The following is a 25,999-nucleotide window of genomic DNA, read 5'->3' on the forward strand; positions in this document are numbered from 1 at the left end:
ATGAGCGACGACCGCCTGACACCGGTCGCGATCGTGGGCATGGCGGTGCTGCTGCCCGGTGCCGCCGGCCTCGACGCGTACTGGAGGAACCTGCGCGACGGTGTGGACGCGATCGGCGAGGTGCCCGAGGGACGGTGGGACGCGGACTACTACCGGCCCGGCTCGGCCGCCGGGCCCGCCGTCCCCGACCAGGTGTACTGCCGCCGCGGCGGCTTCGTGGACGGCCTCGCCGAGGTGGAGGTCACCCGCTACGGCATCATGCCGAACTCCGTCGACGGCACCGAACCCGACCAGCTGATCGCCCTCGACGTGGCCGCCGCCGCGATCGCCGACGCCGGCGGCGCCGACCGGCTGCCCGACCGGCACCGCATCGGCGTGGTCCTGGGGCGGGGCGGCTATCTCACGCCCGGCCTGGTCCGGCTCGACCAGCGGGTCCGGACGGCCGGACAACTCGTGCGCACCCTGGGCGAGTTGGTGCCCGGGCTCAGCTCCGGCCAACTCGCCCGGGTGCGGGAGGCGTTCACCGCACGCCTCGGGCCCGCCAGCCCGGAGTCGGCGATCGGTCTGGTCCCCAACCTCGCCGCCTCCCGGATCGCCAACCGTCTCGACCTGCGCGGCCCCGCCTACACCGTGGACGCGGCCTGCGCGTCCTCGCTGGTCGCCGTCGACCAGGCGGTCGGCGAACTCGACTCCGGGCGCTGCGACCTGATGCTCGCCGGGGGAGTGCACCACTGCCACGACATCACCCTGTGGAGCGTCTTCTCCCAACTGCGCGCGCTCTCCCCGAGCCAGCGCATCCGCCCCTTCCACCGCGAGGCCGACGGCATCCTCATCGGTGAGGGCACCGGGGTCGTCGTCCTCAAGCGCCTCGCCGACGCCGAACGCGACGGCGACCGCGTCTACGCCGTGATCCGCGGCACCGGCGTGGCCAGCGACGGACGTACCGCCGGACTCGTCAATCCCGACCCCGGCGGGCAGGCGCACGCCGTACGGCAGGCCTGGCGGGCCGCCGGCCTGGACCCCGCGGCCGCGCACTCCGTCGGACTGCTGGAGGCGCACGGCACCGCGACCCCGGCCGGCGACGGAGCCGAACTCGCCACCCTCGCCGAGGTGTTCGGGCCGAGTGACGGCGCCGAGCGAGCGGTGCTCGGATCCGTGAAGTCGATGATCGGCCACACCATGCCGGCCGCCGGGGTCGCGGGCCTGGTCAAGGCCGCCCTCGCCCTGCACCACACCACCCTGCTGCCCACCCTGCACTGCGACGACCCGCACCCGGCCCTCGCGGACACCCGTTTCCGCACCCTGGACCGGGCCGAACCCTGGCTGACCACCCCCGGCCGGCCGGTGCGCCGGGCCGGGGTGAACGCCTTCGGGTTCGGCGGCATCAACGCCCATGTCGTGCTGGAGGAGGCACCCGGCAGACGCGGGGCCGCCGCCCCCGCGGTCACCACGGTCACCGAGCCCGAGCGCATCCTCCTGCTCGCCGCCTCCACCCCCGAACAGCTCGCGGACGTCCTCGCCGGCCACGACTCGGCCGTCCTCGTCGCCGGCCTCGCCCCCGACCGTGCCCATCCGCAGGCCGGGCCTGCCCGGCTGGGCATCGTGGACCCCACCGCCAAGCGGCTCGCCCTCGCCCGCCGCGCGGTCGGCAAGGGGCGTGCCTGGCAGGGCCGCAACGACGTGTGGTTCAGACCCGCGCCGCTCCTCGACACCGGCAAGCTGGCCTTCGTCTTCCCCGGTCTGGAAGGCGAGTTCACTCCCCGCGTCGACGACATCGCCGCCCATTTCGGCCTCCCCGCCGTCACCGCCCCGGCGGACCGGGACGTACGGGCCGGTGACGTGGGCCGTCACGGGTTCGGTGTCGTCGGCGTGGGGCGGCTGCTGGACACCGCGCTGCGCCGGATGGGCGTGGTCCCGGACGCGGTGGCCGGGCACAGCGTCGGCGAGTGGACGGCGATGGTGGCCGCCGGTCTCTACTCCGGCGACCAGGTGGACGCGTTCATGGCCGGGTTCGACCCCGACTCGGTCACCGTGCCGGGCCTCGCGTTCGCCGTCGTCGGGGCTCCCGCCGCGCGGGTCCTGGCGGCCCTCGACGACTGGGCGGACGCCGGGATCGTCCTCTCCCACGACAACGCGCCCGGCCAGTCGATGGTCTGCGGCCCGGACCGGGCGGTGGCGGACTTCGTCCGCGCCTTCCGCGCCGACGGTGTGCTGTGCCAGGTGCTGCCGTTCCGCTCCGGCTTCCACACGCCGATGCTGGAGCCGTACCTGGCGCCCATCGAGGCGGCCGCCGAGCGCTTCCGGCTGCACCGGCCGACCGTCCCGGTCTGGTCCGGCACCACCGCGGCGCCCTTCCCGCGGGCCGAGGCGGAGGTGCGCCGGCTGTTCCTCCGGCACCTGCTGGAGCCGGTCCGGTTCCGTGAGCTGGTCGAGGCCCTGTACGCCGCCGGGCACCGCGCCTTCGTCCAGACCGGACCCGGTCAGCTGGCCTCGCTCATCGCCGACACCCTGGGCGACCGCGACCACCTCGCCGTCGCCGCCAACTCCCCGCACCGCTCCGGGCTGGGCCAACTCCGGCGGGTGGCCACCGCGTTGTGGACGGCGGGCGCGGCCGTCGCCCCCGCGGTGAACCCGGCACCGTCCGTGGGGAGCGGCACCCGCCGCACGGGCGCGCCGGTACGGGAGCGTCCGCCGGTCCGCCTCGACCTGGACGGTGCCCTGGTCTCCCTGGACGGACCGGTCCTGCACCGGCTCCGCGCCGAACTCGCGCAGCCGGCCGTGCTCGGCGGTCAGTCCCCGCTCGCCGGATTCGCGCAGCCGGCCGTGCCCGCCGGTCAGTCCCCGCTCGGCGACCTCGCGGCGCGAATCCCGGCCGCCGCCGAACTCGACGCGCTGCTGCGCGACACCGCGGACACCGCGGCCGCCGTCCTCGCCGCCCGCCGGACACCGGCACCACCGGCCACGGGCTCCGCGCCGGTTCCGGGCCGGCCCCGACCGGCTCCCGTGGTCCCGGCCGCACCGGGAGCGCCTCCGGTTCCCGGAACGCCCTCGCGTCCCCGAACGCCGACCGGCCCCGGGGCCCCACCGGTCTCGCCCGCTCCGCCGGACCGGCAGATCCCGTCCGCTCCGACCGCCCCGCCGTCCCCCGGGACGCGCACCACCACCGTCCGGGTCTCCACGGACACCATGCCCCACCTGCTCGACCACTGCTTCCACCCGCAACGTGCCGACTGGCCCGACCTCGAGGACCGTTGGCCGGTGGTCCCGGCCACCACCATCGTCAAGCACCTGATGGACGCGGCCGAGGAGGCCACCGGACTGCGCGCGGTGGCCGTGCACGGCGCCCGCTTCGACCGCTGGCTCACCGCCACGCCCCCCGTCGACGTCCCGGTCACCGTGACTCCCGGGAGCCCCGGCCGGGTCGCGGTCGCCTTCGGGCCCACGGCCCGCGCGGTCGTCGAACTCGCCCCCCGCCACGCGCCCCCGCCCGAGGCCGCCACCACGCCGTTGTCCCCCGAACGCGTCCCCGCCCACACCGCGGCCCAGCTCTACGCCGAGCGCTGGATGTTCCACGGCCCGGCGTTCCAGGGCGTCACCGGCCTCACCGCGATCGGCGACCGGCACATCCGAGGAGTGATCACCGCGCCGGCGGCCCCGGGCGCCCTGCTCGACAACGTCGGCCAGATGCTCGGCTACTGGATCATGTCCACCCGAACCGAGCGGACCGTCGTCTTCCCGGTGGGGATGCGGGAGATGCGGTTCTTCGGCCCGCATCCCGCACCGGGCACCGAGGTCGGCTGCCTGGTGCGGATCACCTCGCTCACCGGCACCGCCCTGGAAGCGGACGTGGAACTGACCCTGGGGAACCGGGTGTGGGCCAGGATCCAGGGCTGGCAGGACCGGCGCTTCGACAACGACCCGCACACCCGGCCGGTCGAGCGCTTCCCCGACCGCAACACCCTCTCCGAGGCACGGCCGGGCGGCTGGGCGGTGGTCCACGAACGCTGGCCGGACCTCGCCTCCCGCGAGCTGATCATGCGCAACTCCCTCGGCGGCGCCGAGCGTTCGCGGTACGCCGAGCACGCGCCGCGCGGGCGCAGGCAGTGGCTGCTCGGCCGGATCGCCGCCAAGGACGCGGTCCGCCAGTGGCTCTGGCAGCACGGTGAGGGACCCGTCTTCCCGGCCGAACTCCGGGTGCACAACGACGAGTCGGGACGCCCCTACGTCACCGGCGTCCACGGTCGGACGCTGCCCGCGCTGGACCTCTCACTCGCCCACCGGGCCGAGACCGCCGTGGCGATCGTACGGCCGCACCGGCCAGGACCCGGTCCGGGGATCGACCTCGAGGAGGTCACCGAACGGGACCCGGCCGCCCTGGCGGCCGCGCTGGGCGCCGGCGAACTGCGCCTGCTGCACGAACTCTCCGGAACCGGCTCCACAGCGCTGTGGTTCACCCGGTTCTGGGCCGCGAAGGAGGCCGTGGCCAAGGCGGAGGGCACCGGATTCGACGGCCGCCCACGGGACTTCGCCGTCCTGGAGGCGGCCCCGGACGGCAGCCTGCTGCTGGTCTCGGGCCGGCTGGAGCGGGCCTACCCGGTGCACTGCGCGCCGGTCCGCAATCCCCCCGCACTGCCGGACCGCGACTACGTCGTGGCCTGGACGACCGGACCGGCAGCCGCAGACCCACAGGAGGACCCGCGATGAATCCGCCCCAGCCCGAAGTCCGCGCCGACGAGGAGGCGGTGCTCGCCGACCTCACCCGGATGCTCCGCACCCTCCTGGAGGAGTACGGCGACGACGACGCCGAGATCGGCATGATGACCACCTTCAACCGCGACCTGGAGCTGGAGAGCATCGACCTGGTGACCCTCGCCGGACTCCTGGAGGAGCGGTACGGGAAACGGGTCAACTTCGCCGAGTTCCTCGCCGGGATGGAGTTCGACGAGATCATCGGGCTGACCGTCGGCCGGCTCGTGGAGTTCGTCGTGTGGAGCCTGAAGGCCACGGAGGCGGGCTGAGCGATGGCGATCGTCGACACCGGAGACATCCGGCTGCACGTACAGCGCATGGGGCCGAAGGAGGGCCGTACCCCGGTCGCCACCGTGGTCCTGGTGCACGGGCTGCTCACCGACAGCCTGGCCAGCTACTACTTCACCGTGGCCCCGGCCTTCGCCGCGTCCGGGCTGGACGTGGTCATGTACGACCTGCGCGGCCACGGCCGCAGCGCCCGGCCGCCCGGCGGATACACCCTCGACCACAACATCGACGACCTGGAGGCCCTGCTCGACCGGCTGTCGATCACCGGCCCGGTCCACCTCGTCGGCAACTCCTACGGCGGCACCATCGCCTTCGGCTACGCGGCCCGTCATCCCGAACGCGCCGCCAGCCTCACCCTCATCGAGTCCGAGCCCGCCACCGCCTCCTGGGCGGACAAGCTCGGCCGCATCCTGCACCGGGTCGTCACCGAACTCGCCCACAACGAGCCGGACGCCATCGCCTGGATCACCGCGAACCGCAGCCACAACACCGCCCGCCTGGCCAAGGGCGCGGCCCGCCTGGCCCGCGAGACCAGCCTCGGCCGGGACATCCCCGCCAGCCGGGTCCTGTCCGACGCGCAGATCAGCGCCGTCCGCTGCCCCGTGCTCGGGGTGTACGGCGGTGACTCGGACCTGGTGGAGGTGGTCCCGCTGAAGGCGGCCCTGCTCGCGGACTACCGGTCGGTGGTGCTGCCGGGGCACGAGCACTCCGTGCTGGTCGAGGCGGCCGGCACGGTCGGCGGGCACATCATGGAGCTGATCCACTCGGTCAGCCGGACGCGCGCGGCCGGCGTCCGGTGAGCGGGTTCCTCTTCGTCGTACCGCCCCTGGTCGGACACATCAACCCGGCCGTCGGCGTCTCCGCCGAACTCGGCGCGCGCGGCCACCGGGTGGCCTGGGTCTGCCCCGACCCGGCGCTGCTGCGCAGGCTGGCGGGACCACAGGCGCGGGTGTACCCGTGCGCGGGGACCGCCGAGGGCGCACGGCCCGCCGACCTGCGCGGTGCGGAGGCGCTGAAGTTCCTGTGGGAGTGGTTCCTGGTACCGCTCGCGGAGGCGATGGCCCCCGGTGTCCGGGCCGCCGTCGACGACTTCCGTCCCGATGTCGTGGTCGCCGACCAACAGGCCTTCGCCGGCGCCCTGGTGGCCGAGCGCACCGGTCTGCCCTGGGCGACCTCGGCGACCACCTCCGCCGAGTTCGGCGGCGCCTACGACGGCATCCCCAAGGTCGCCGAGTGGCTCCGGGCCAGACTCGCGGAGCTCCGGAACCGTATCGGCGACCCGGCCGGCACGGCCGACCCGCGCTTCTCGCCGCGGCTGACGCTCGCCTTCACCACTCCCGAACTGGCGGGCGACACGACCGACATGGGGGTGCGTCACGTCGGACCGTCGATCGCGGACCGGCCGGCGGGCGACGGCTTCCCCTGGGAGTGGCTGGACCCGGGCCGGGAGCGGGTCCTCGTCTCGCTCGGCACCGCCAACGCGGACGCCGGCGGGCGGTTCCTGGCCGAGTGCGTGGCCGCCGTACGCGAACGGGCCCACCGGGTACAGGCGTTGGTGGCGGACCCCGGAGGCACCCTGCCGCCCGCCACCGACGACAAGGACATCCTGATCCTGCCCTCGCTGCCCCAGCTCCCGCTGCTGGAGAGAGTCGACGCGGTCGTCTGCCACGCCGGGCACAACACCGTGTGCGAGGCCCTGTGGCACGGCGTCCCCCTGGTCGTCGCCCCCATCCGGGACGACCAGCCGGTGATCGCCGGGCAGGTCGTCGACGCCGGCGCCGGTGTCCGGGTCAGATTCGGCCGGGTCACCTCGCAGCGGCTGGGCGAAGCCATCGACACCGTCCTTTACGAACCCGGCCCGCGCACCGCGGCGGCCCGGATCCGGGCCGCGTTCCGCGCGGCGGGCGGCGCGCCGGCCGCCGCGAACCATCTGGAAGCCCTGGCAGCCGATCCGCACCTCAGGAGACCCGATGAGCGAGCAGAGTGACATCGAGGCGTTGCGCGCCGCCTACCAGCGGGACCTTGCCGACGGCGTCGACCGCTTCTTCGAACCCCGCCGCACCACCTGCCCCTGGTGCGCCTCCGACCGGCTGACCACCCGGCTGCGCACCACCGACCTGCTCCAGCACAAGCCCGGCCGCTTCCTCCTGGACCGCTGCGGGGAGTGCGGGCACACCTTCCAGAACCCGCGTCTGAACGACACCGGCCTGGAGTTCTACTACCGCGACTTCTACGACGGCCTCGGCGAGCAGAAGATGAGCGGCACCTTCGGCGGCCGTACCAAGATGTACCGGGGCCGCGCCGAGTCCATGCTCCCGCACGACGCCACCCCCAAGAACTGGCTGGACGTCGGCACCGGCCACGGCCACTTCTGCGAGGCCGCCCGCGAGGTGCTGCCCGGCACCGCCTTCGACGGCCTCGACTTCACCGACGGCGTCGAACTGGCCGCCCGCGAGGGCCGCGTGGAGCGCGCCTACCGGGGCGCCTTCCCGGAGCTGGCCCCCGACCTCGCCGCCGGCTACGACGTGGTCAGCATGTTCCACTACCTGGAGCACAGCACCGACCCCGACAGCGAACTCCGCGCCGCCCACCGGGCGGTGCGCCCCGGCGGGCACCTCCTCGTGGAGGTCCCCGACCCGCAGAGCCGCTACGCCCGGCTCCTCGGCCGCTGGTGGCTGCCCTGGCTCCAGCCGCAGCACCTGCACTTCGTCCCGGTCGCCAACCTCCGCGCCCGCCTCACCGAGCTGGGCTTCACGGTGGTGGCCGAACAGCACGCCGAGGCACACGACCCCGTCGACCTGCTGGCCGCCGTCTGGCTCGCCCTGGACCACACCGCGCCGCGCGAGGACGCCCCGTGGCTGCCCCGCCCGCCGGGCGCCCTGCGGAAGACGGCCCGCGCGGCCCTGCTGATCGCCGGGATCCCCGTCCTCGTCGCCGGCACGCTCGCGGACCGCTTCGCGGTCCGGCCCCTCGCGCACCGGCTGCGCCTCTCCAACGCCTACCGGATCGTGGCCCGCCGCGACTGACGGCGCCCACCGGAGGTGGACCGACCCGACCGGGTGCTCAGAGCGCCTTGGCGCGGATCATCGCCGACAGCACCAGGGCGCCCGGCAGCAGCGGCACCCAGTCGGTGATCACCCGGTAGCCGATCACGGTCGCGGTGGCCACGGCGACCGGCGAGCCGAACGCGGCCAGGGTGACCACCAGCGCCGCGTCCACCGCGACCCCGCCGGGCACGGGCACGGCACCCCCCGCCGTACCCCCGGCCAGGAAGGCGAAGACCACGGTGCCCCACGAGAGCCCGAGCCCGAGCGCCTCTCCGGTGCAGGCCAGCGCGCTCGCCTGCACCAGCGGCAGCAGGGTGGCCCCGCCCCACAGCGCCACCACCCGGGAGGGCCGGGTGTGCACCGTGCGGGCGTCGGTGAGCGCCGAGCGCACCAGCCCGGTGACCGGCCGTCGCAGCGGCGGCACCACCGCCGTCGCCACCCCCACCAGGGTGAGCACGGCGGCGACCGGGACCAGCACCATGCCGTCCGGGAGCAATTCGCCCAGCCGCCGCCAGGCGGAGGAGGAGACCAGGAAGCCGATCAGCACGACCGTCTTCGCGCCCGACTTGGCCACCGAGTACAGCGCGATCGAGGAGGTGGCCCGTTCCAGGGGGACGCCCCGGGTGCGCAGGAAGCGGACGGTGACGGCGTGGGCGCCGAGTCCGGCGGGCAGCACGTGGTTGGCGGCCCCGGCGGCGAACTGCGAGGCCAGCAGCAGCCCCGGCGGCAGCCGGTCGGGCACGGCACCCTGCCGCATGACGGCGGCCAGCACCCAGGTCAGGCAGGTCAGGCCGCCCGCGGCCAGCAGCCACGCGGGTTCCGCGCGGGCGAGCCGGCCGGCGCCCTCGTACAGGAGGGACTGGTTGGTCAGCCCCCACACCGCCGCGACGATCAGCGGGGACAGGCACAGGGCGAGCCGGAGCGGCCGGCCTGCCGCCGGGGACGCCGGCAGGGCGCGCACGGGCGCGTCGGAGCGGAGCGAGGACAGTGAGGACACGGGGACGTTGTCCTTCCACGGCGGGCCGCGGTGGGGAGCCGCAGGCGAGCGGGACCGCGGGCGTGCGGGACCGCTGGGGAGCCTTCCCGTCCCGTATGACTCCCGGATGTCCGAGAACCTAAGGCCGGGGGGCGGGCCGGTGCCACGGGCCCGGCGCCGCCCGGCCGACCGGGTAGCCTTCCTGGGGTACGAAGGACGCGACAGGGGAGGATCCGGCGGTGCACGTCCAGGAATGGCTCGACTCGGTCCCGGCGATCGCCGTCTACGCCGTGGTGGCGCTGGTCATCGGGCTGGAGAGCCTGGGTATCCCGCTGCCGGGCGAGATCGTGCTGGTCTCCGCCGCGCTGCTCTCCTCCCAGCACTCGGGCGTCAACCCGTTCGTGCTCGGGGCCTGCGCCACGGCGGGCGCGGTGATCGGCGACTCCATCGGCTACGCGATAGGCCGCAAGGGCGGCCGGCCGCTGCTGGCGTGGCTCGGCCGCAAGTTCCCGAGACACTTCAGCGAGGGCCATGTGGCCACCGCCGAACGCTCCTTCGAGAAGTGGGGCATGTGGGCGGTCTTCGTCGGCCGCTTCATCGCCCTGCTGCGTATCTTCGCGGGCCCGCTGGCCGGTGTCCTGCACATGCCATACTGGAAGTTCCTGACGGCGAACCTGCTGGGCGGCATCTGCTGGGCGGGCGGCACGACGGCGGTGGTCTACTACGTGGGCATCGTCGCGGAGGACTGGCTGAAGAGGTTCTCCTACGTGGGCCTGGCGGCGGCGGTCCTCTTCGGCCTCGCCTCCATGCTGGTCGTGCGGCGCAAGGCGAAGAAGGTCCAGATGACCGAGAAGGAAGCCGAACCGGTGAACGCCGGGGAGTAGCTCCGCCGGGGGCGCGGGGCCGTACCGACAGGCGGCCGGGGCGCGTGGGCGCGATCGGATCCCACCGCGCCGCACCCCCCGCTCCGGCTACTCGTGCACCCCGCGGTGCGCCTTCGCCAGCTCCGCGTACAGCGTCCCGTTGAGGGTCACCCCCTGAAGCTCCTCCTCCGACAGGCTCCGCTTCACCTTCGCCGGCACCCCCGCCACCAGCGAACCCGCGGGCACCACCATCCCCTGTGGCACCAGCGCCTGCGCGGCGACCAGCGACCCGGTCCCGATCACGGCCCCGTTCAGCACCGTCGCGCCCATCCCGATCAGACAGTCGTCCTCCACGGTCGCGCCGTGCACCACCGCGTTGTGCCCGATGGACACCCGCTCGCCGACGCTCACCGGGAACCCCGGGTCGGCATGGAGCGTCGCGTTGTCCTGGACGTTCGCCTGCGCCCCCACGGTGATCTTCTCGACGTCCCCCCGGACCACCGCGCCGTACCAGACGCTCGCCCCGGCCCTGAGCGTCACGTCCCCGATGACCGAGGCGGTCGGCGCCACGAACACGTCGTCCCCGATCTCCGGCTCGCGCCCGCCGATCCCCACGATCAGCGCCCTGTGCGTCATCACGCTCTCCCATCGTCGTCGACGTCCACGGCAACCTAACCCACCGCCTGGGGCGAAGATCACAGCGGCCCGCCCGCTCACCCGCGGCCCCCTCCGCGTAGCGTGACCCCGTGCCGAAGCCCAAGAACACGTTCTCGTCCTGGTGCCGCCGCCTCGCCCAGCGGGCGGTGCACGCGGGCTGGGCCTGGGCGCAGCGCACGGGTTCCGTCACCGCCGAACACCCCGGCCGCTTCCGGTTCGGCGCGATCGGCGAGGCCACCCGTCTCGCCTTCCCGCTGGGCACGGTGTTCGGCGAACCCTGGATCCACCTCGGCTCCCACTGCATCGTCGGCGAGCAGGTCACCCTCACCGCGGGCCTGATGCCCGACCTCGACCTCGGCCCGGACCCGATCCTGCGCATCGGCGACGGCGTGGTCCTCGGCCGCGGCAGCCATGTCATCGCGGACACGACGGTCACCATCGGCAGCGACTGCTACTTCGGCCCGTACGTGTACGTCACCTCGACCAACCACTCCTACGACGACCCGCACGAGCCCATCGGCAGGCAGTGGCCCCGGATGGAGTCCGTGGAGATCGGACCCGGCTGCTGGATCGGCACCGGCGCGGTGATCCTGCCCGGCGCGCGGATCGGCCGGAACGTGGTGGTGGCCGCCGGCGCGGTGGTCCGGGGCACGGTGCCCGACCACGCGGTGGTGGCCGGCGCGCCCGCCCGGGTGGTGCGGCGCTGGACCGCCGAGACCGGCTGGCAGCCGCCGCTGCGCACCCCGGCGCCGGTCCCGATACCGGACGGCATGACCCCGGAACAGCTGCGCGCGCTGGCGGAGCTGGACGAGGAAGGCGTGGCGCGGCTCGCCGCGCTGGAGAGCGAGAACTGACTCAGCCGGTGGCCAGCAGCAGCGTCCCCACCAGCGCGAGGCCGGCCCCGGCCGCCTGGACGGCCCGCAGCCGCTCGCTGAGGAAACCGCGGGCGGCCAGCGCGGTGACCACCGGATAGAGCGAGGCGAGCACGGCGGCGACGGTGACCGGGCCGTGCTGGGCCGCGACCGAGTAGGTGCCGTTGGCGGCGACGTCGGCGAGGCCGACGAAGCCCAGTGCCGGAACGGTGGACCAGTCGAAGCCGCCGTCCGGCAGCGCGGGCGCGCCCTGCCGCACCGACAGCCACAGGGCCGCGCCGCCCGTCGCGACGCTGGTCACCCGCTGGACGAACAGGGCCAGGAAGAGGCCGGGGACGGTGGTGGAGGCCTCCGTGATCAGCGCGAACACCGTGCCGAAGCCGCCCGCCGCCACCAGTGTGAGCAGGATCGTCCGGCGCTGGACCGGTGCGCCGCGCAGCTGGGGGCCGCCCGCGAGGACGACGCCGCTGACGGCGACCGCGATCCCCGCGAACTGCAGCAGCCCGGGACGCTCGCCGAGGATCAGGCCGACACCGACCGGGACGGCGACGCTCAGGGTGGCCAGCGGCGAGACCACGCCCATCGGGCCCAGGGCGAGCGCCTTGTAGAAGGAGAACAGCGCGACCGGCCCGACCAGGCCCGCCGCGAAGGCGAACCAGAGCCGCGGTCCGGCCTCGGTCCAGCCGCCGGTGGCGGCCACGATCACGCCGAGGACGGCCGCCGCGATGCCCTGCGAGACGACGACCACGGTGAGTGCCGGGGTGCGGCGCGTGAGCAGGCCGCCGCCGAAGTCGGCCAGGCCCCACAGGAGGCTGGTGATCAGGGCGAAGAATGCTGTCACGACCCGCCTCGCAGTACAGTTCGGTGAACGATCAGGTACACCCCACCGTAGTTCAGTCAGTTAAACGCTGTCATTCATAATATTGGACCGTGATGCTCTCGACGATGGACGGAACGTGTCGGACCTCGACCTGCTGACCCAGTCCCTGGCCCGCAACGTCAAACACTGGCGTGCGGTGCGCGGCTTCACCCTCGACGTGCTCGCGGCCCGGGCCGGGGTGAGCCGGGGCATGCTCATCCAGATCGAGCAGGCCCGCACCAACCCGAGCATCGGCACGGTCGTCAAGATCGGCGACGCGCTGGGCATCAGCATCACCACCCTGCTCGACTACGAGCAGGGCCCCAGGGTCCGGATCGTCCCCGTCGAGAAGGCCGTACGGCTGTGGCACACCGAGGCCGGCAGCTACAACCGCCTGCTCGCCGGCACCGAGGCGCCCGGCCCGCTGGAGATGTGGGACTGGCGGCTGATGCCCGGCGAGAGCAGCCCCTCGGAACCGCACCCGGCCGGCACCGTGGAGATCGTCCATGTCACCGCAGGTGAACTCACCCTCACCGTGGACGGCGCCGAGTACCGGGTGCCGACGGGGGCCAGTGCCTCCTTCGAGGCCAACGCGGCCCACGTGTACGGCAACACCGCCGACGTGCCGATGGAGATGGTCATGACGGTCTCGGTCCCGCCCGTGCCCTGAGCCCGGCGGTCCCGGCTGTTAGCGTGCGGTCATGCGCGCACCCATCGGAGACTTCGACACCGCCGTTCCCGCCCCCGACTGCCTGGACGAGCTGGTCGCGCCCGTCGCCGACGCCGTTCGGCACTGGGGCGGCGCCGTGCCGGCCGAGCAGATCGTCTACGTGGAGACCGACCCGCAGTGGGCGGACACCGCCGTCTTCGTCGAGCACTACGGGCGCGACCTGCTGGAGCGGTCGGCGAACTGCGTGGTGGTGGCGGGCAAGCGGGGCGGCGAGACCACCTTGGCGGCCTGCCTGGTCCTGTCCACCACCAGGGCCGACGTCAACGGCGTGGTACGACGTCATCTCGGCGTCCGCAAGGCCTCGTTCGCCTCGATGGACGTGGCGACCGGGGAGACCGGCATGGAGTACGGCGGCATCACCCCGATCGGACTCCCCGACGGCTGGCCCCTGTTGGTCGACCCGGCCGTGGTCGACCTGCCCTACGTCCTGGTCGGCAGCGGCCGCCGTCGCGGCAAACTCCTGGTCCCAGGCAAGGCGTTCGCCGAGCTGCCGGGAGCGGTGGTGCTGCCGGGCCTGGGCGGCTAGCCGGTCCGTCCCGGGGCGTGGTGGGCCAGCGCCAGGTGCGGGTCCCGCTCGCCGGGCGCGGGCGCCGGGTCGGCGTGCACCAGGGCGGCCGTCAGCCGGGGCACCGCGTGCAGCAATGCGTGTTCGGCCGCCACGGCGACCGCGTGCGCCTGCCGTACGGTCGCCTCGCCGTCGACCACCACCGCGACCTCGGCCCGCAGCCGGTGCCCGATCCACCGCAGCCTCAGCTCACCCACCGCCCGTACCCCCGGCACCTCGCGCAGGGTCCGCTCGGCCCGGTCGACCAACTCCGGGTCCACGGCGTCCATCACCCGCCGGAACACCTCCCGGGCCGCGTCCCGCAGCACCAGCGCGATCGCCGCGGTGATCGCCAACCCCACCAGCGGGTCGGCGAGTCGCAGGCCGAGTGCCGCGCCGCCCGCGCCCAGGAGCACGGCGAGTGAGGCGAACCCGTCGGTGCGGGCGTGCAGTCCGTCGGCCACCAGGGCCGCCGAACCGATGTCCCGGCCCACCCGGATCCGGTACCGGGCCACCCACTCGTTCCCGGCGAAGCCGAGCAGCGCGGCCGCCGCGACCGCCGGGAGGTGCGCGACCGGCCGCGGGTCCAGCAGCCGCTCGACAGCGGTCCAGGCGGCGAACGCGGCCGACGCGGTGATCGTCAGCACGATCGCGATCCCCGCCAGGTCCTCGGAGCGCCCGTAGCCGTAGGTGTATCGGCGGTTCGCCGCGCGGCGTCCGAGCACGAAGGCGATGCCGAGCGGTACGGCGGTCAGCGCGTCGGCCGCGTTGTGCACGGTGTCGCCGAGCAGCGCGACGGAGCCGGACACCGCCACGACGACCGCCTGGAGGAGGGCCGTGCCCCCGAGCACGGCCAGCGAGACCCACAGGGCCCGCATGCCGCGCGCGGAAGCCTCCAGGGCGGGGTCGACCTTGTCGGCCGTCTCGTGGGAGTGGGGGGTGAGGAGATGACCGAGGCGATGACGGAGGCCGCCGGACGAGGGGTGGGCGTGCGGGTGCCCGTGCGGGTGGGTGTCCCCGTGGAGGTACCGGTCGTGGGCGTGCGCCGGCTCCGCGTGGCGGTACCGGTCGTGGGCGTGCGCCGGCTCCGCGTGGCGGTGTTGGTCGTGGGCGTGCGCCGGCTCCGCGTGGCGGTGTTGGTCGTGGGCGTGCGCCCGCTCCGCGTGGCGGTGCCCGTCGTCCTCGGCCGCGTGCTGGTGGTGGTGTCCGTTGTCTGTGGGCGCGTGTTCGTCGTCCTCGGCCGCGTGCCCGTGGTGGTGGTGTCCGTCGTCCGTGGGCGCGTGTTCGTGGTGGTGCCGGTCGCTCATGCGGCTCCCCTCTCCGGTGCGCGGGGCGTGGACACGCGACGCCCCCGACGCCATTATGTGCGTATGAGCGCACGCATGCACCTATCACCTGCGCACCATGCGCATCCGCGCAGCCCGGGCGAGGAGCAGTTCGCGGTCGCCGCCGAACTCCTCGCCCTGCTCGGCGACCGCACCCGGCTGACGCTGCTGCACGCCCTGACGACGGGGGAGGCCGACGTCGGCACGCTCACCGAGGTGTGCGGTGCCGCGCGGCCCGCGGTCAGCCAGCATCTGGCGCGGCTCCGGCTCGCCGGTCTGGTGGGCACCCGCAAGGAGGGCCGACGGGTGGTGTACTCGCTGCGCCACGGCCATCTGCGCCGCCTGGTCGAGGAGGCCTTGCGGGTGGCGGACCACCGGCTCACCGAGACGGCCGCCGAAGCCCCTCCCGGAGAGGGGAGTTGAGCTTCCCCAGGAGCGCGAGCACCTCGTCCGGGTCGGCCGTCCCCGGCCGGCGCTCAGAAGGCGGCGGCCGAACCGAGGTACTGCTCGGCGAAGGCCGCCGCCGCCGCGGGTGAGGTGAACAGCCTGCGCAGCCGGGCCAGGCTGGTGCCCGCGAGGAACGGATCCCCGGACGCGGTGCCGTGGTAGATGCCGGACAGGAACTCGGAGAACTCCTGGTAGTCCCAGACCCGGCGCAGACTGGCGTGCGAGTAGCCTCGCAGGCCGGAGTCGTCGTCCTCGGTCACCCGCGCGGCGATCGCGTCGCCCAGCAGGAAGGCGTCGTGCAGGGCGAGGTTCATGCCCTTCGCGGCGATCGGCGCGGTCAGGTGCCCGGCGTCCCCGGCCAGGAAGAGGCGGCCGAACACCATGGGTTCGACCACGTAGTTGTGCATGTCCAGCACGCGCTTCTCGATCAGCCGCCCTTCCCGGAGCGGGGGCGTCCCGGCCGCGCCGAGACGTTCGCGCAGTTCGGTCCAGACCCGCTCGTGCGGCCAGTTCTCCGGATCGTCTCCCGGCGGGCATTGCAGGTAGTAGCGGGTGACCTCGGGACCGCGCGCCATGTGCCCGGCGAACCCGTCGGGATGGACGCCGAACAGCACGCAGTCCGAGGAGGGCGGTGCCTCGGCGAGCAGCGCCAGCCATCCGATGCCGTAGTCGTGCCGGGCGATCCGCACCCGCCCGTCCGGTATCGAGTCCCGGGTCACCCCGCGCGCCCCGTCGCAGCCGGCGACGAACTCGCAGCGCAGCACGTGCCGTCGGCCGGTGGCGGGATCGACGTACGACACCGCCGGCCGGTCCGTCTCCAGATCGTGCGTCCTGACGTCCCGCACCGCGAACCTGATGTCCCCGCCGCGGACGTCCGCGTACTCCCGCACCAGGTCCGTCACCAGCAACGGCTGCGGGTAGACGTAGTGGTGACGGCCGGTCATCTCGCCGTAGTCGAAGCGGAAGCACTCGCCGCCGAACCGGAACTCGAACTCGTCGTGCGTCTGCGCCCCGGCGGACAGCCCGTCGGCCAGGCCGCGTTGCCTCAGTCCGCGGACCGCCCACTCCTCGATCACCCCGGCTCTCGGCCGGGTCTCGATGAACTGTCTGCTCTCGGTCTCCAGGACCACGCAGTCGACGGAGGCGGCCCGCAGGATGTTCGCGACGGTCAGTCCGGCCGGTCCGGCACCGACGACCACGACCGTACGGCGTTCTTCGGAGGGGGTGGGGGGAGTCACCCCCGCATTATGACGGTGTCCCGTCAGACGCGGCCGGGCAGGCCACGTCTGACGGGACACGCGTGTCGGGGCGGGTCAGTGCGCCGGGGCGTCGGTGACCACGACCTCGTCGATGCTGCGCTCAATGTCCTGGGCCGAAGAGGCGGTCGCCTTGGCCCAGTAGTAGATGACGACCGAGAACACGGCGATCACCAGGATGTCCCACCACAGGGCGATGTGGCCCTGGCCGCCGAAACCGCCCTGCCAGGAGATCAGGCCCATGCCGACCAGGTAGACGGGCAGCCACTGGGCGGCCTTGAAGTCCAGCCGCGGCGCGTCGGGCAGGCCCTTGCGGTGGGCGTAGACGCCGTACCCGCCGAGCAGCACGTAGCCGAGCACGATCGCGATGCCGAGCCGCCACAGGGTGCCCCAGCCCGACCAGTAGATGATCAGGTTGGCGACGACGAAGGACAGCGGGGAGACCAGCTTGCCGAAGGGCAGCCGGTACGGCCGTTCGTGGTGCGGCAGCCGGTCGGCGAAGACGCCGTACGCCAGCGGGGCACCGGCGTACATCAGCACGCTCGCCGAGGTGATGAAGCTGACCAGCTCCTGCCAGCTCGGGAACGGCAGGAAGCAGATCACGCCGGTCACGAAGGACATGAGCAGGCCGAACCACGGCACGCCGCGGGCGTCGGTCCGGCTGAAGATCTTCGGCGCGTAGCCGTTCTTCGCCAGGCCGAAGGAGACCCGGGAGGTGGCCGTCGTGTAGATCAGACCGGTGCCGCCGGGGGAGATGATCGCGTCCAGGTAGAGCACCCACGCCAGCCAGCCGAGGCCGACCAGCGTCGCGAGACCGGCCCACGGACCGCTGTCGCCCGCGTAGTGGAGGTGCGCCCAGCCGTGCGCGAAGGTGCTGTGCGGCAGCGCGGCGATGAAGACGACCTGCAGCAGCACGTAGATGACGGCGCCGATGGCGACCGAGCCGAGCGTGGCGCGCGGCAGGTCCCGCTTCGGGTTGCGGCTCTCGCCGGCCAGCTGGATGGCCTGTTCGAAGCCGAGCAGCGCGAAGATGATGCCGCTGGTGCTGATCGCGGCCAGCACGCCCTTGGCACCCATGGGGGCGAAGCCCTCGGAGTGGAAGTTGGCCGGGTGGAAGTTGCCGACGGCGATGATGAAGATCGCGGCCAGCGGTACGGCGATCTTCCACCAGGTCGCGGCGCTGTTGGTGTGCGCGAGCACCCGGACGCCGAAGAAGTTGACCCCGACGAACAGGGCCATCAGGATCACGGCCACCAGCAGGCCGCTCACGGTCAGGGTGCCGTCGGCGTGCTGGAGGTGCTGGGCCCACTTCCAGTGACCGGCGTACCCGATCATGGCCTCGACCTCGATGGGTGCCACGGTCGCGGCCTGGAGCCAGGAGAACCAGCCGAAGGACATGCCGGCCAGTCCGCCGAAGGCGTAGTGCGGGTACCGGGCCGTTCCGCCGGCCACCGGGAACATGCCGCCCAGTTCGGCGTGGACCAGTGCCAGCAGCACGATCGCTATCGCGCCGACCACCCACGAGATGGTCGCCGCGGGACCGGCCTGCACGACGGCCTTCTGGGCGCCGTACAGCCAGCCGGAGCCGATGATCGACCCCACGGAGGCCCACATCAGACCGATCAGCCCGACGTCCCGCCTCAGACCACCCGGAGGCGTGATGTCCTCCGTGGCGGATTTCTCGACACTCACCATGTCAAGTGGCCTCTCATTTTCCGAACGCAGTCTTAACCAGCAAGAGGCCACAAGCTACGGGCGCACACCGCACTGGCTGAAGAGTGTTGCCCAAGATTTGACCCTCGATCCTTCCTGTCTTGGCCGAAGCTTTTACACAGGTCAGCGAGGGTCATGGAATGTCCGTATTCAGCTGTGATAAGTGAGAAGAAGGTAAGACAGGAAGTCTCAGATCTTCCTCAAATCAGAGTTCTCAGGCCAGTCCGAGACGCGGAATTTCAATGGCCGGGCAGTGGTCCATGACCATGTCGAGTCCGGCATCGCGGGTGCGTGCGTACGCGGCTTCGTCGATCACGCCGAGCTGGAACCAGACCGCCTTCGCGCCCTTCGCCACCGCCTCGTCCGCGACCGCGCCGGCCAGCTCGCTGTTGACGAAGACGTCCACCACGTCGACCTCGAAGGGGATGTCCGCGAGCGAGGCGTAGCCCTGCTCCCCGTGCACCGTCTCCGCCTTCGGGTGGACGGGCACGACCCGCTTGCCGAAGCGCTGGAGCGTCGCGGCCACTCCGTACGCCGGGCGATCCCGGTTCGTGGAGAGGCCGACCACCGCCCAGGTGTCGCCGAGTTCGGTGAGGATCCTGCGGACCGTGTCGTCGTCGCCGTACATGCTCGGGCCCCTTGGTGTCGAGACGAAGAGTGTCGACGGGGGCAACAGCGGGTGGACCGCGGAGATTCCGCCGGCAGCGGTGGCAGAAGGTGTCCCATGTCCCGCATGTCCCGCCACGGTGACCGGAATCGGCGCAAGGTGCCTGCGCGGGGGCTGCCGCCCGCCTACGCTCAGCCCGTGCTCCGCATCCTCGACGCCAAGACCGGTGAGACCGTTCCCGCCGCCCCCGCCCGCCGCGCCCTGACCCGGGTCGAGGTCCATGCCTCCGGGTACGACCTGACGGCGCTGCGGGTGCTGCTCACCACCGACCTGCTCCTGCGCGCACTGGAGATCGGTGGCACCCCCGTACTCCCGTTGCTCACCGCCGCCCACCACCAGGCCGAGCTGCACGCCGCCGCCACCACCCTCGGCATCCGCCCCTTCGAGGACGGCCGGGACCTCGCGTCGGGACTGGGCGAGGCCCAGGTCGTCCACGTGGCGGCGGAGGGCGTGACCGTGTCCGGCCCCGGGGTGACGGTCGCCGTCGCCCCCGCGGGCGGCCCCGGCGCAGGCGTCCTCGACGGACTCGCCGACCCCGCCGCACTCCGGCTCGCCCTGCTCGACGCCCCGCGTGGCACGGCCGTCCACCTCGGCGCCGGCGCCCTCGACGCGGCCGGCCGCAGGCTCGGACGACTGCGGCAGGCCGTGGCCCGGTGGGCCCGCAGCCCCTCCCGGCCGGTTCCCGGGAAAGTGCGGGAACGGCTGCGCGACGCCTGGGAGAACGACCTGGACGTACCCGGGGTGCTCGGCGTCCTGCGCTGGATGGAGGACCAGCCCGAGATCCTCGACGGCGCCCGTTTCGAGACCTGCGCCTACGCGGACCGGCTGCTCGCCCTCGACCTCACCCGTGACCTCGGGAGCGCGGTGTGACCGCCCGGGCCGGCTCCGGACCGCTGCGCCGCCTGGTCGTCCTGCGGCACGCCAAGTCGGCCTGGCCCGAGGGAGTCCCCGACCAGCTGCGCCCGCTCGCGGCCCGCGGCCGCCGGGACGCCCCCGCCGCCGGACGCGCCCTCGCCGAGTGCGACTGGCTGCCGGACCTCGCGGTCTGCTCCACCGCGGTACGCGCCCGGCAGACCTGGGAGCTGGCCTCCGGCCAGTGGGGCACACCACCGCCGGTGCGCCACGACCGCCGGGTGTACGCGGCCGGCGCGTCCGACCTCCTGGAGGTGGTGCGCGAGGCCCCGCCCGAGGTCGAGACGCTGCTGCTGGTCGGGCACAACCCGGCACTCGGGGAACTGGTCCTGGAGCTGGCCGGGGACGGCCTGGACGACACCCTCGACCGGGTCCGGACGAAGTTCCCGACGTCGGCGATCGCGGTCCTGGCCTGGCACGGGACGGCGTGGACGGCGCTGGCCCCGGGGACGGCACTGCTGACGGCGATGACGGTGCCGCGCGGCGCGCCGGGGTGAGCCACGCGTCCGGGCGGGGGCTCGCCACCTCGGGTCGGACCGGTCCGCGCGTCCGCATAGGCTGGGCGGATGCAGGACGAGTACCGCACAGTCGCCCGCGCGGGCACCCACGAGACCGAGGTCAACCGCTCCCGCTTCCTGTGCGCCCTCGCCCCGGCGGCCACCGAGCAGGAGGCCCAGGACTTCGTCGCCCGTGTCCGCAGGGAGCACGCGGACGCCAGCCACAACTGCTGGGCCTACGTCGTAGGCGCCGACGCCGCCGTCCAGAAGGCCAGTGACGACGGCGAACCGGGCGGCACCGCCGGCGTCCCCATGCTCCAGATGCTGCTGCGCCGCGACATGCGGTACGTCGTCGCGGTCGTCACCCGCTACTACGGCGGGGTCAAGCTCGGCGCCGGCGGACTCATCCGCGCGTACGGCGGCGCGGTCGGCGAAGCGCTCGACAGCCTCGGCGCGATCACCCGCCGCCGCTTCCGGCTGGCCACCGTGACCGTCGACCACCAGCGGGCCGGCAAGGTCCAGAACGACCTGCGGGCCACCGGCCGCGAGGTCCGTGACGTCCACTACGGCGAAGCGGTCACCATCGAGATCGGGCTGCCGGACGCCGACGTGGACGCGTTCCGCGCCTGGCTCGCCGACGCGACCGCGGGCACGGCCGCCCTGGAACTGGGCGGGGAGGCCTACGGGGACGGGTGAGCGCGAGCGGCCGGCCACCGGCGGGCTCGAACACGTCTCGGGCGGGTGGTGCGGATCGGGGTCCGTGATGGATCAGGGGCCGGCAGGCGTTAGCGTGGTGGGTGCTGAAAGAGAGGACCGTGCTGGTCGGGCGCCAGGTCCGGAGGGGTAGTGGGGGAAGACATGCGGGTCGGAGCGGCGTCTTGAGAATTCTGCACACGTCCGACTGGCATCTCGGCAGGGCGTTCCACCGGGTGAACATGCTCGGCCACCAGGCCGAGTTCATCGGCCACCTGGTGGCGACGGCGCGCGAGCGCGCCGTCGACGCCGTGGTCGTGTCGGGAGACGTGTACGACCGCGCGGTCCCGCCGCTGGCCGCGGTCGAGCTGTTCGACGACGCGCTGCACCGCCTCGCCGACCTGGGCGTGCCCACGGTGATGATCTCCGGGAACCACGACTCGGCCCGGCGGCTGGGCGTCGGCGCCGGCCTTATCGACCGCGCGGGCATCCACCTGCGCACCGAACCGTCGGCCTGCGGCACACCCGTCGTGCTGACCGACGCCTTCGGCGACGTCGCCTTCTACGGCCTGCCGTACCTCGAACCGGCCCTGGTCAAGGACGAGTTCGCCGTGGAGAAGGCCGGACACGAACCGGTACTGGCCGCCGCCATGGACCGGGTCCGGGCCGACCTCGCCGCCCGTGCGCCAGGCACCCGCTCCGTGGTCCTCGCCCACGCCTTCGTCGCCGGCGGCGAGGCCAGCGACAGCGAACGGGACGTCACCGTCGGCGGGGTCGCGGCCGTCCCGGCCGGAGTCTTCGACGGTGTCGACTACGTCGCCCTCGGTCACCTGCACGGCTGCCAGACCCTCACCGAGCGCGTCCGCTACTCCGGGTCACCGCTGGCCTACTCCTTCTCCGAGGCCGGCCACCGCAAGAGCATGTGGCTCGTCGACCTGGCCGCCGACGGCGCCGTGAGCGCCGAGCGTCTCGACTGCCCGGTCCCGCGTCCGCTGGCCCGCATCCGCGGGGCGCTGGAGGACCTGCTCGCCGACCCGGACCTGACCCGGCACGAGGCCGCCTGGGTCGAGGCCACCCTCACCGACCCGGTCCGCCCCGCCGACCCGATGGCCCGCCTCGCCGACCGCTTCCCGCACACCCTCAGCCTGGTCTTCGCCCCCGACCGGGCCCCGGACGACCCCGACGTGACGTACGCCCGCCGGCTGGCCGGCCGCAGCGACCGCCAGATCGCCGAGGACTTCGTCGCCCATGTCCGCGGCGCGGGGCCCGACCGGCGCGAACTGGCCGTGCTGGGCGAGGCCTTCGACGCCGTGCGCGCCGACCTCGCGGTGCGGGAGGTGCCGCGGTGAGCACGGACGCACGACGGATCACGGAGGCCGCCCAGTGAGGCTCCACCGGCTCGACATCACCGCCTTCGGTCCTTTCGGCGCGGCCCAGAGCGTCGACTTCGACAGCCTGTCCGCCGCCGGGCTCTTCCTGCTGCACGGCCCGACCGGCGCCGGGAAGACCTCGGTCCTGGACGCCGTCTGCTACGCGCTGTACGGCACCGTCCCGGGCGCCCGGCAGAGCGGCCAGGGCACTTCCCTGCGCAGCGACCACGCCGACCCGGCCACCCGCACCGGGATCCGCCTCGAACTCACCGTCGGCGGACGCCGGCTGGAGATCACCCGGCAGCCGCCCTGGGAGCGCCCCAAGAAGCGCGGCGAGGGCACCACGCTGGACAAGGCCCAGACCTGGCTGCGCGAGTACGACGCCACGAGCGGCGTCTGGAAGGACCTCAGCCGCTCCCACCAGGAGATCGGGGAGGAGATCAGCCGGCTGCTCGGCATGAGCCGCGAGCAGTTCTGCCAGGTCGTCCTGTTGCCCCAGGGCGACTTCGCCCGCTTCCTGCGCGCCGACGCCGGTGCCCGCGGCCAGTTGCTCGGCCGCCTCTTCGACACCCAGCGGTTCGCCGACGTCGAGAAGCGCCTCGCCGAGCGCCGCCGGGCGGCCGAGGCCCGGGTACGGGAGGGCGACGCGGCCCTGCTGGCCGACGCGCACCGCATGCAGCAGGAGGCCGGCGACGCGATGGAGCCGCCGGGGCTGGCCCCGGGCGAACCCGGTCTCGCCGAAGCCGTCCTCGTCGCCGCCGCCGTCGCCCGCAGCACTGCCCGCGAGCGCCTCACGCTCGCTCGCTGCCGCCTCGCGACGGCCGAGTCCGCCCGGTCCACCGCCGAGCGCACCCTGGCCGACGCCCGTGAACTGGCGCGGCTGCAGGGCCGGTTCGCACAGGCCCGGGAGCGGGCCGCGCGACTGGAGGAGCGGGCCGGTGACCACCGTGCGGCGCGGGCCCGGATGGAACGGGGGCGGCAGGCGGCCGCGGTGGCGCCGGCGCTTGAGCTGCGGGAGGCCGCCGAGGCCGGGCACCGGGAGGCGGTCGCCGCCGAGTCACGCGCGCGTGCGCCGCTGGCGGAGGCCTTCGCGGACGCCGGTGCGGCCGGGCTCGCCACCGCGGCCCGCCGGGCCGCCGAGGAACTGGGCGGGCTGGAGTCCGCCCGCCGGGCCGAGCGCCGGCTCGCCGAGGTGGTGGACGAGCGAGCCCGCCTGGACCGCCAGGAGCGCGACGACGAGGACGCCCTGCGCGAGGCGGCGGGCTGGCTCGCCGACTGGGACGCGGTGCGCACGGGGCTCACGACCCGGATCGACTCGGCCCAGGAGGCCGCCACCCGCGCCGAACAGCTCGCCGTCCAACGCGACCCCGCCCGCCGGCAGTTGGAGGCGGCGCGGCTGCGGGACGAACTCGGCCGGGACACCGACGAGGCCCAGCGCCGGGCTCTCGACTCCGCCCGGCGGGCCGTCGACGCGCGGGCCCACTGGCTCGACCTCAAGGAACAGCGGCTGACCGGCATCGCCGCCGAGCTGGCGGCCGACCTCGCCGACGGCGCACCCTGCGCGGTCTGCGGGGCCACCGAACACCCCGCCCCCGCAAGGAAGTTCGCGGGGCACGTCGACCGGGAGGCGGAGGAGCGGGCGCTCGCCGCCCACCAGCGCGCGGACGAACAGCGCGCCGAGGACGAGCGGCGCCTCGGTACCGTCCGCGAGGCACTGGCCGCCGCCACCGCCGCGGCGGCCGACCTGCCCACCAGCCAACTCGTCACCCAAGTCGATGAGTTGGAGCAGGAGTACACGCTGGCCCGGCGGGCGGCCTCCGATCTGCACGTGGCGCACGAGGAGTTGCGGCTCGCCGAGCAGGAACGCGAGCGCCGGCTGGCCGGCCGCCGGGAGGCGGAGATCCGGGCCGCCGCCCGGCTGACCCGACGGGACAGCCTCGACGCCGAACGGACCTCCCTGGACGAGGAGCTGGCGAAGGCCAGAGGCGGTGCCGCCAGTGTCGCCGCCCGGGCCGCACAGCTGGAGCGGCAGGCGGCACTGCTCACCGCCGCCGCCGACACCGCCCGTGCCGCCGAGCAGACCGCCAGGCACCTCAAGGACGCCGACGCCCGGCTCGGCGACGCCGCCTTCCGGGCCGGGTTCGACACCCCGCGGGACGCGGCCGCCGCCCTCCTCGACGACACCGCCCACCGTCAGCTGCAACGGCGCCTGGACGAATGGCAGTCCGAGGAGGCGACGGTGCGCGCGGTACTCGCCGAGGACGACACCGCCGCGGCGGCCCGCCGGCCGGCCGCCGACGTCGACGCGGCGGAACGCGACGCCGCGACCGCGGCCCGCAGGCTGCGCGAGGCCGCCTCGGCCCGGGACCTGGCCGACCGCTGCTGCGCCGAGCTGGACCGGCTGTCCGCCCGCGCGACCGAGGGCGTGCGCCGACTCGGCCCGCTGCGCGAGGAGTACGAGCGGGTGGCCAGGCTCGCCGCCCTCACCGCCGGCACCTCGGCCGACAACGAGCGCCGGATGCGGCTGGAGTCGTACGTCCTGGCGGCCCGTCTGGAACAGGTGGCCGCCGCCGCCACCGTGCGCCTGCACCGGATGTCCTCCGGGCGCTACACCCTGGTCCACTCCGACGACCGCACCGGACGCGGCCGCAGCGGACTCGGGCTCCACGTCGTCGACGCGTGGACCGGGCGAGAGCGGGACACCGCCACCCTGTCCGGCGGCGAGACCTTCTTCGCCTCCCTCGCGCTCGCCCTCGGCCTCGCCGACGTCGTCACCGACGAGGCCGGCGGGGTCCGGCTCGACACCCTCTTCGTGGACGAGGGCTTCGGCAGCCTCGACGACCAGACGCTGGACGAGGTCCTCGACGTCCTCGACTCGCTGCGTGAACGCGACCGCAGCGTGGGCATCGTCAGCCACGTACCGGACCTGCGCCGCCGCATCCACGCCCAACTGGAGGTGACGAAGGGCAGGTCGGGCTCGGCGCTGCGCCTGCGCGGGGTCTGAGGGCTGTCCCGTGACGCCCGCCGGAGATCACGGGACAGCCCTCAGGTCCCGATGGCGCGGCGGGGGAGGGGCGAGGAGTAGACGACGCTCGTCGTTACCGAGCCCAGGGTGGCGATCCGGCCCGTGATCTCCTCGAGGTGGCGCATCGAGCCGGCGGTGACCTTGATGACGAAACAGTCGTCCCCGGTGACGTGGTGCGCCTCCAGGATCTCGGGGGTGACGGCGACCAGGTCGTGGAACGGGCGGTAGTTGCCGTTCGGGTAGCGCAGCCGGACGAAGGCGAGAATCGGCAGGCCGAGCCGCTCCGGGTCGACCACGGCCGCGTACCCCTGGATCACACCCGCCTCCTCCAGGCGGCGCACCCGCTCGGTCACCGCGCTCGGTGACATCGCGACGGCACGGGCCAGCTCGGCGAAGCTGGCCCGGCCCTCACGCTGGAGTACCTCGAGAATGCGCCAGTCGGTGGCGTCCGGGGAAAACACGGCCATGGCCGATGGATAGCAGGGATTCCCCGGCCGGACAAGGTCAGG

The 25,999-nt window shown here is 74.1% G+C and carries 23 protein-coding genes; 15 read left to right on the forward strand and 8 right to left on the reverse strand.

What is annotated here, in order from left to right; translation table 11 throughout:
• The 5 genes from ACFY3I_RS33330 to ACFY3I_RS33350 are packed head-to-tail and all read left to right on the forward strand — an operon-like array spanning position 1 to position 8,063.
• Entirely contained in the window at positions 1–4,704 is a 4,704-nt protein-coding gene (locus ACFY3I_RS33330) for a beta-ketoacyl synthase N-terminal-like domain-containing protein (protein ID WP_390864748.1), read from the forward strand.
• Positions 4,701–5,018: an acyl carrier protein gene (locus ACFY3I_RS33335; protein ID WP_365285143.1), complete on the forward strand. Its 318-nt coding sequence runs from the start codon at positions 4,701–4,703 to the stop codon at positions 5,016–5,018. The genes ACFY3I_RS33330 and ACFY3I_RS33335 overlap by 4 nt, the downstream gene beginning before the upstream one ends.
• Before the next feature lie 3 nt (positions 5,019–5,021).
• Positions 5,022–5,837, forward strand: a complete 816-nt coding sequence (locus ACFY3I_RS33340; RefSeq protein ID WP_390864749.1) for an alpha/beta fold hydrolase — start codon at positions 5,022–5,024, stop codon at positions 5,835–5,837.
• The gene (locus tag ACFY3I_RS33345; protein ID WP_390864750.1) at positions 5,834–7,024 is read left to right on the forward strand and encodes a glycosyltransferase; all 1,191 of its coding nucleotides are present in this window, start codon (positions 5,834–5,836) and stop codon (positions 7,022–7,024) included. Before ACFY3I_RS33340 ends, ACFY3I_RS33345 begins: the two co-directional genes overlap by 4 nt.
• On the forward strand, positions 7,008–8,063 hold the full coding sequence (locus ACFY3I_RS33350) for a class I SAM-dependent methyltransferase (RefSeq protein ID WP_390864751.1): 1,056 nt from the start codon (positions 7,008–7,010) through the stop codon (positions 8,061–8,063). Before ACFY3I_RS33345 ends, ACFY3I_RS33350 begins: the two co-directional genes overlap by 17 nt.
• 37 nt (positions 8,064–8,100) lie before the next feature.
• On the opposite strand, the gene ACFY3I_RS33355 is transcribed toward ACFY3I_RS33350, so the two are convergent.
• Positions 8,101–9,081: a YbhN family protein gene (locus ACFY3I_RS33355; RefSeq protein WP_390864752.1), complete on the reverse strand. Its 981-nt coding sequence runs from the start codon at positions 9,079–9,081 to the stop codon at positions 8,101–8,103.
• Positions 9,082–9,299: 218 nt separating this feature from the next.
• Here ACFY3I_RS33355 and ACFY3I_RS33360 point away from each other — a divergent pair, with 218 nt between their 5' ends.
• On the forward strand, positions 9,300–9,944 hold the full coding sequence (locus ACFY3I_RS33360; RefSeq protein ID WP_390864753.1) for a DedA family protein: 645 nt from the start codon (positions 9,300–9,302) through the stop codon (positions 9,942–9,944).
• 87 nt (positions 9,945–10,031) lie between these two features.
• On the opposite strand, the gene ACFY3I_RS33365 is transcribed toward ACFY3I_RS33360, so the two are convergent.
• Positions 10,032–10,559, reverse strand: a complete 528-nt coding sequence (locus ACFY3I_RS33365) for a gamma carbonic anhydrase family protein (RefSeq protein WP_365285155.1) — start codon at positions 10,557–10,559, stop codon at positions 10,032–10,034.
• Between the two features lie 110 nt (positions 10,560–10,669).
• Here ACFY3I_RS33365 and ACFY3I_RS33370 point away from each other — a divergent pair, with 110 nt between their 5' ends.
• Complete coding sequence (locus ACFY3I_RS33370; protein ID WP_390864754.1) at positions 10,670–11,434, forward strand: acyltransferase; 765 nt, start codon at positions 10,670–10,672, stop codon at positions 11,432–11,434.
• 1 nt (position 11,435) lies between these two features.
• Here ACFY3I_RS33370 and ACFY3I_RS33375 read toward each other — a convergent pair whose 3' ends face one another.
• Positions 11,436–12,293 carry an EamA family transporter gene (locus tag ACFY3I_RS33375; RefSeq protein ID WP_390864755.1) on the reverse strand — a complete coding sequence of 286 codons (858 nt, stop codon included), beginning with the start codon at positions 12,291–12,293 and terminating at the stop codon, positions 11,436–11,438.
• 115 nt (positions 12,294–12,408) lie between these two features.
• On the opposite strand from ACFY3I_RS33375, the gene ACFY3I_RS33380 reads away from it, so the two are divergent.
• Positions 12,409–12,981: an XRE family transcriptional regulator gene (locus ACFY3I_RS33380; RefSeq protein WP_365285160.1), complete on the forward strand. Its 573-nt coding sequence runs from the start codon at positions 12,409–12,411 to the stop codon at positions 12,979–12,981.
• A 31-nt stretch (positions 12,982–13,012) separates the two neighbouring features.
• Positions 13,013–13,567: a YbaK/EbsC family protein gene (locus ACFY3I_RS33385; RefSeq protein ID WP_365285162.1), complete on the forward strand. Its 555-nt coding sequence runs from the start codon at positions 13,013–13,015 to the stop codon at positions 13,565–13,567.
• Here ACFY3I_RS33385 and ACFY3I_RS33390 read toward each other — a convergent pair.
• The gene (locus ACFY3I_RS33390; RefSeq protein WP_390864756.1) at positions 13,564–14,892 is read right to left on the reverse strand and encodes a cation diffusion facilitator family transporter; all 1,329 of its coding nucleotides are present in this window, start codon (positions 14,890–14,892) and stop codon (positions 13,564–13,566) included. The genes ACFY3I_RS33385 and ACFY3I_RS33390 overlap by 4 nt on opposite strands.
• Positions 14,893–14,955: 63 nt before the next feature.
• On the opposite strand from ACFY3I_RS33390, the gene ACFY3I_RS33395 reads away from it, so the two are divergent.
• Entirely contained in the window at positions 14,956–15,333 is a 378-nt protein-coding gene (locus ACFY3I_RS33395; RefSeq protein WP_390864757.1) for an ArsR/SmtB family transcription factor, read from the forward strand.
• A 53-nt stretch (positions 15,334–15,386) separates the two neighbouring features.
• Here ACFY3I_RS33395 and ACFY3I_RS33400 read toward each other — a convergent pair whose 3' ends face one another.
• From ACFY3I_RS33400 to ACFY3I_RS33410, 3 genes are all read right to left on the reverse strand, one after another.
• The gene (locus ACFY3I_RS33400; RefSeq protein WP_390864758.1) at positions 15,387–16,595 is read right to left on the reverse strand and encodes a 4-hydroxybenzoate 3-monooxygenase; all 1,209 of its coding nucleotides are present in this window, start codon (positions 16,593–16,595) and stop codon (positions 15,387–15,389) included.
• Positions 16,596–16,670: 75 nt separating this feature from the next.
• Positions 16,671–18,308 (reverse strand): APC family permease, encoded by a 1,638-nt coding sequence (locus tag ACFY3I_RS33405; RefSeq protein WP_365285169.1) that lies wholly within the window; start codon positions 18,306–18,308, stop codon positions 16,671–16,673.
• A gap of 232 nt (positions 18,309–18,540) precedes the next feature.
• Positions 18,541–18,954, reverse strand: coding sequence for a CoA-binding protein (locus ACFY3I_RS33410; protein ID WP_390864759.1), 414 nt, complete (start codon positions 18,952–18,954; stop codon positions 18,541–18,543).
• Between the two features lie 177 nt (positions 18,955–19,131).
• Here ACFY3I_RS33410 and ACFY3I_RS33415 point away from each other — a divergent pair, with 177 nt between their 5' ends.
• From ACFY3I_RS33415 to ACFY3I_RS33435, 5 genes are all read left to right on the forward strand, one after another.
• On the forward strand, positions 19,132–19,863 hold the full coding sequence (locus tag ACFY3I_RS33415; RefSeq protein WP_390864760.1) for a hypothetical protein: 732 nt from the start codon (positions 19,132–19,134) through the stop codon (positions 19,861–19,863).
• The gene (locus ACFY3I_RS33420; RefSeq protein ID WP_390864761.1) at positions 19,860–20,402 is read left to right on the forward strand and encodes a SixA phosphatase family protein; all 543 of its coding nucleotides are present in this window, start codon (positions 19,860–19,862) and stop codon (positions 20,400–20,402) included. Before ACFY3I_RS33415 ends, ACFY3I_RS33420 begins: the two co-directional genes overlap by 4 nt.
• 69 nt (positions 20,403–20,471) lie before the next feature.
• A complete protein-coding gene (locus ACFY3I_RS33425) occupies positions 20,472–21,098 on the forward strand; it encodes a YigZ family protein (RefSeq protein WP_365285177.1) in 627 nt (208 codons plus the stop codon).
• Positions 21,099–21,280: 182 nt separating this feature from the next.
• Positions 21,281–22,444, forward strand: a complete 1,164-nt coding sequence (locus ACFY3I_RS33430; protein ID WP_390864762.1) for an exonuclease SbcCD subunit D — start codon at positions 21,281–21,283, stop codon at positions 22,442–22,444.
• Between the two features lie 34 nt (positions 22,445–22,478).
• The gene (locus ACFY3I_RS33435) at positions 22,479–25,469 is read left to right on the forward strand and encodes an AAA family ATPase (RefSeq protein WP_390864763.1); all 2,991 of its coding nucleotides are present in this window, start codon (positions 22,479–22,481) and stop codon (positions 25,467–25,469) included.
• A 41-nt stretch (positions 25,470–25,510) separates the two neighbouring features.
• Here the strand turns inward: ACFY3I_RS33435 and ACFY3I_RS33440 are convergent, their stop codons facing one another.
• Positions 25,511–25,957, reverse strand: a complete 447-nt coding sequence (locus tag ACFY3I_RS33440) for an Lrp/AsnC family transcriptional regulator (protein WP_390864764.1) — start codon at positions 25,955–25,957, stop codon at positions 25,511–25,513.
• Positions 25,958–25,999 lie beyond the last annotated feature (42 nt).

The organism is Streptomyces sp. NPDC001068 (assembly GCF_042897315.1).
Classification (GTDB): domain Bacteria; phylum Actinomycetota; class Actinomycetes; order Streptomycetales; family Streptomycetaceae; genus Streptomyces.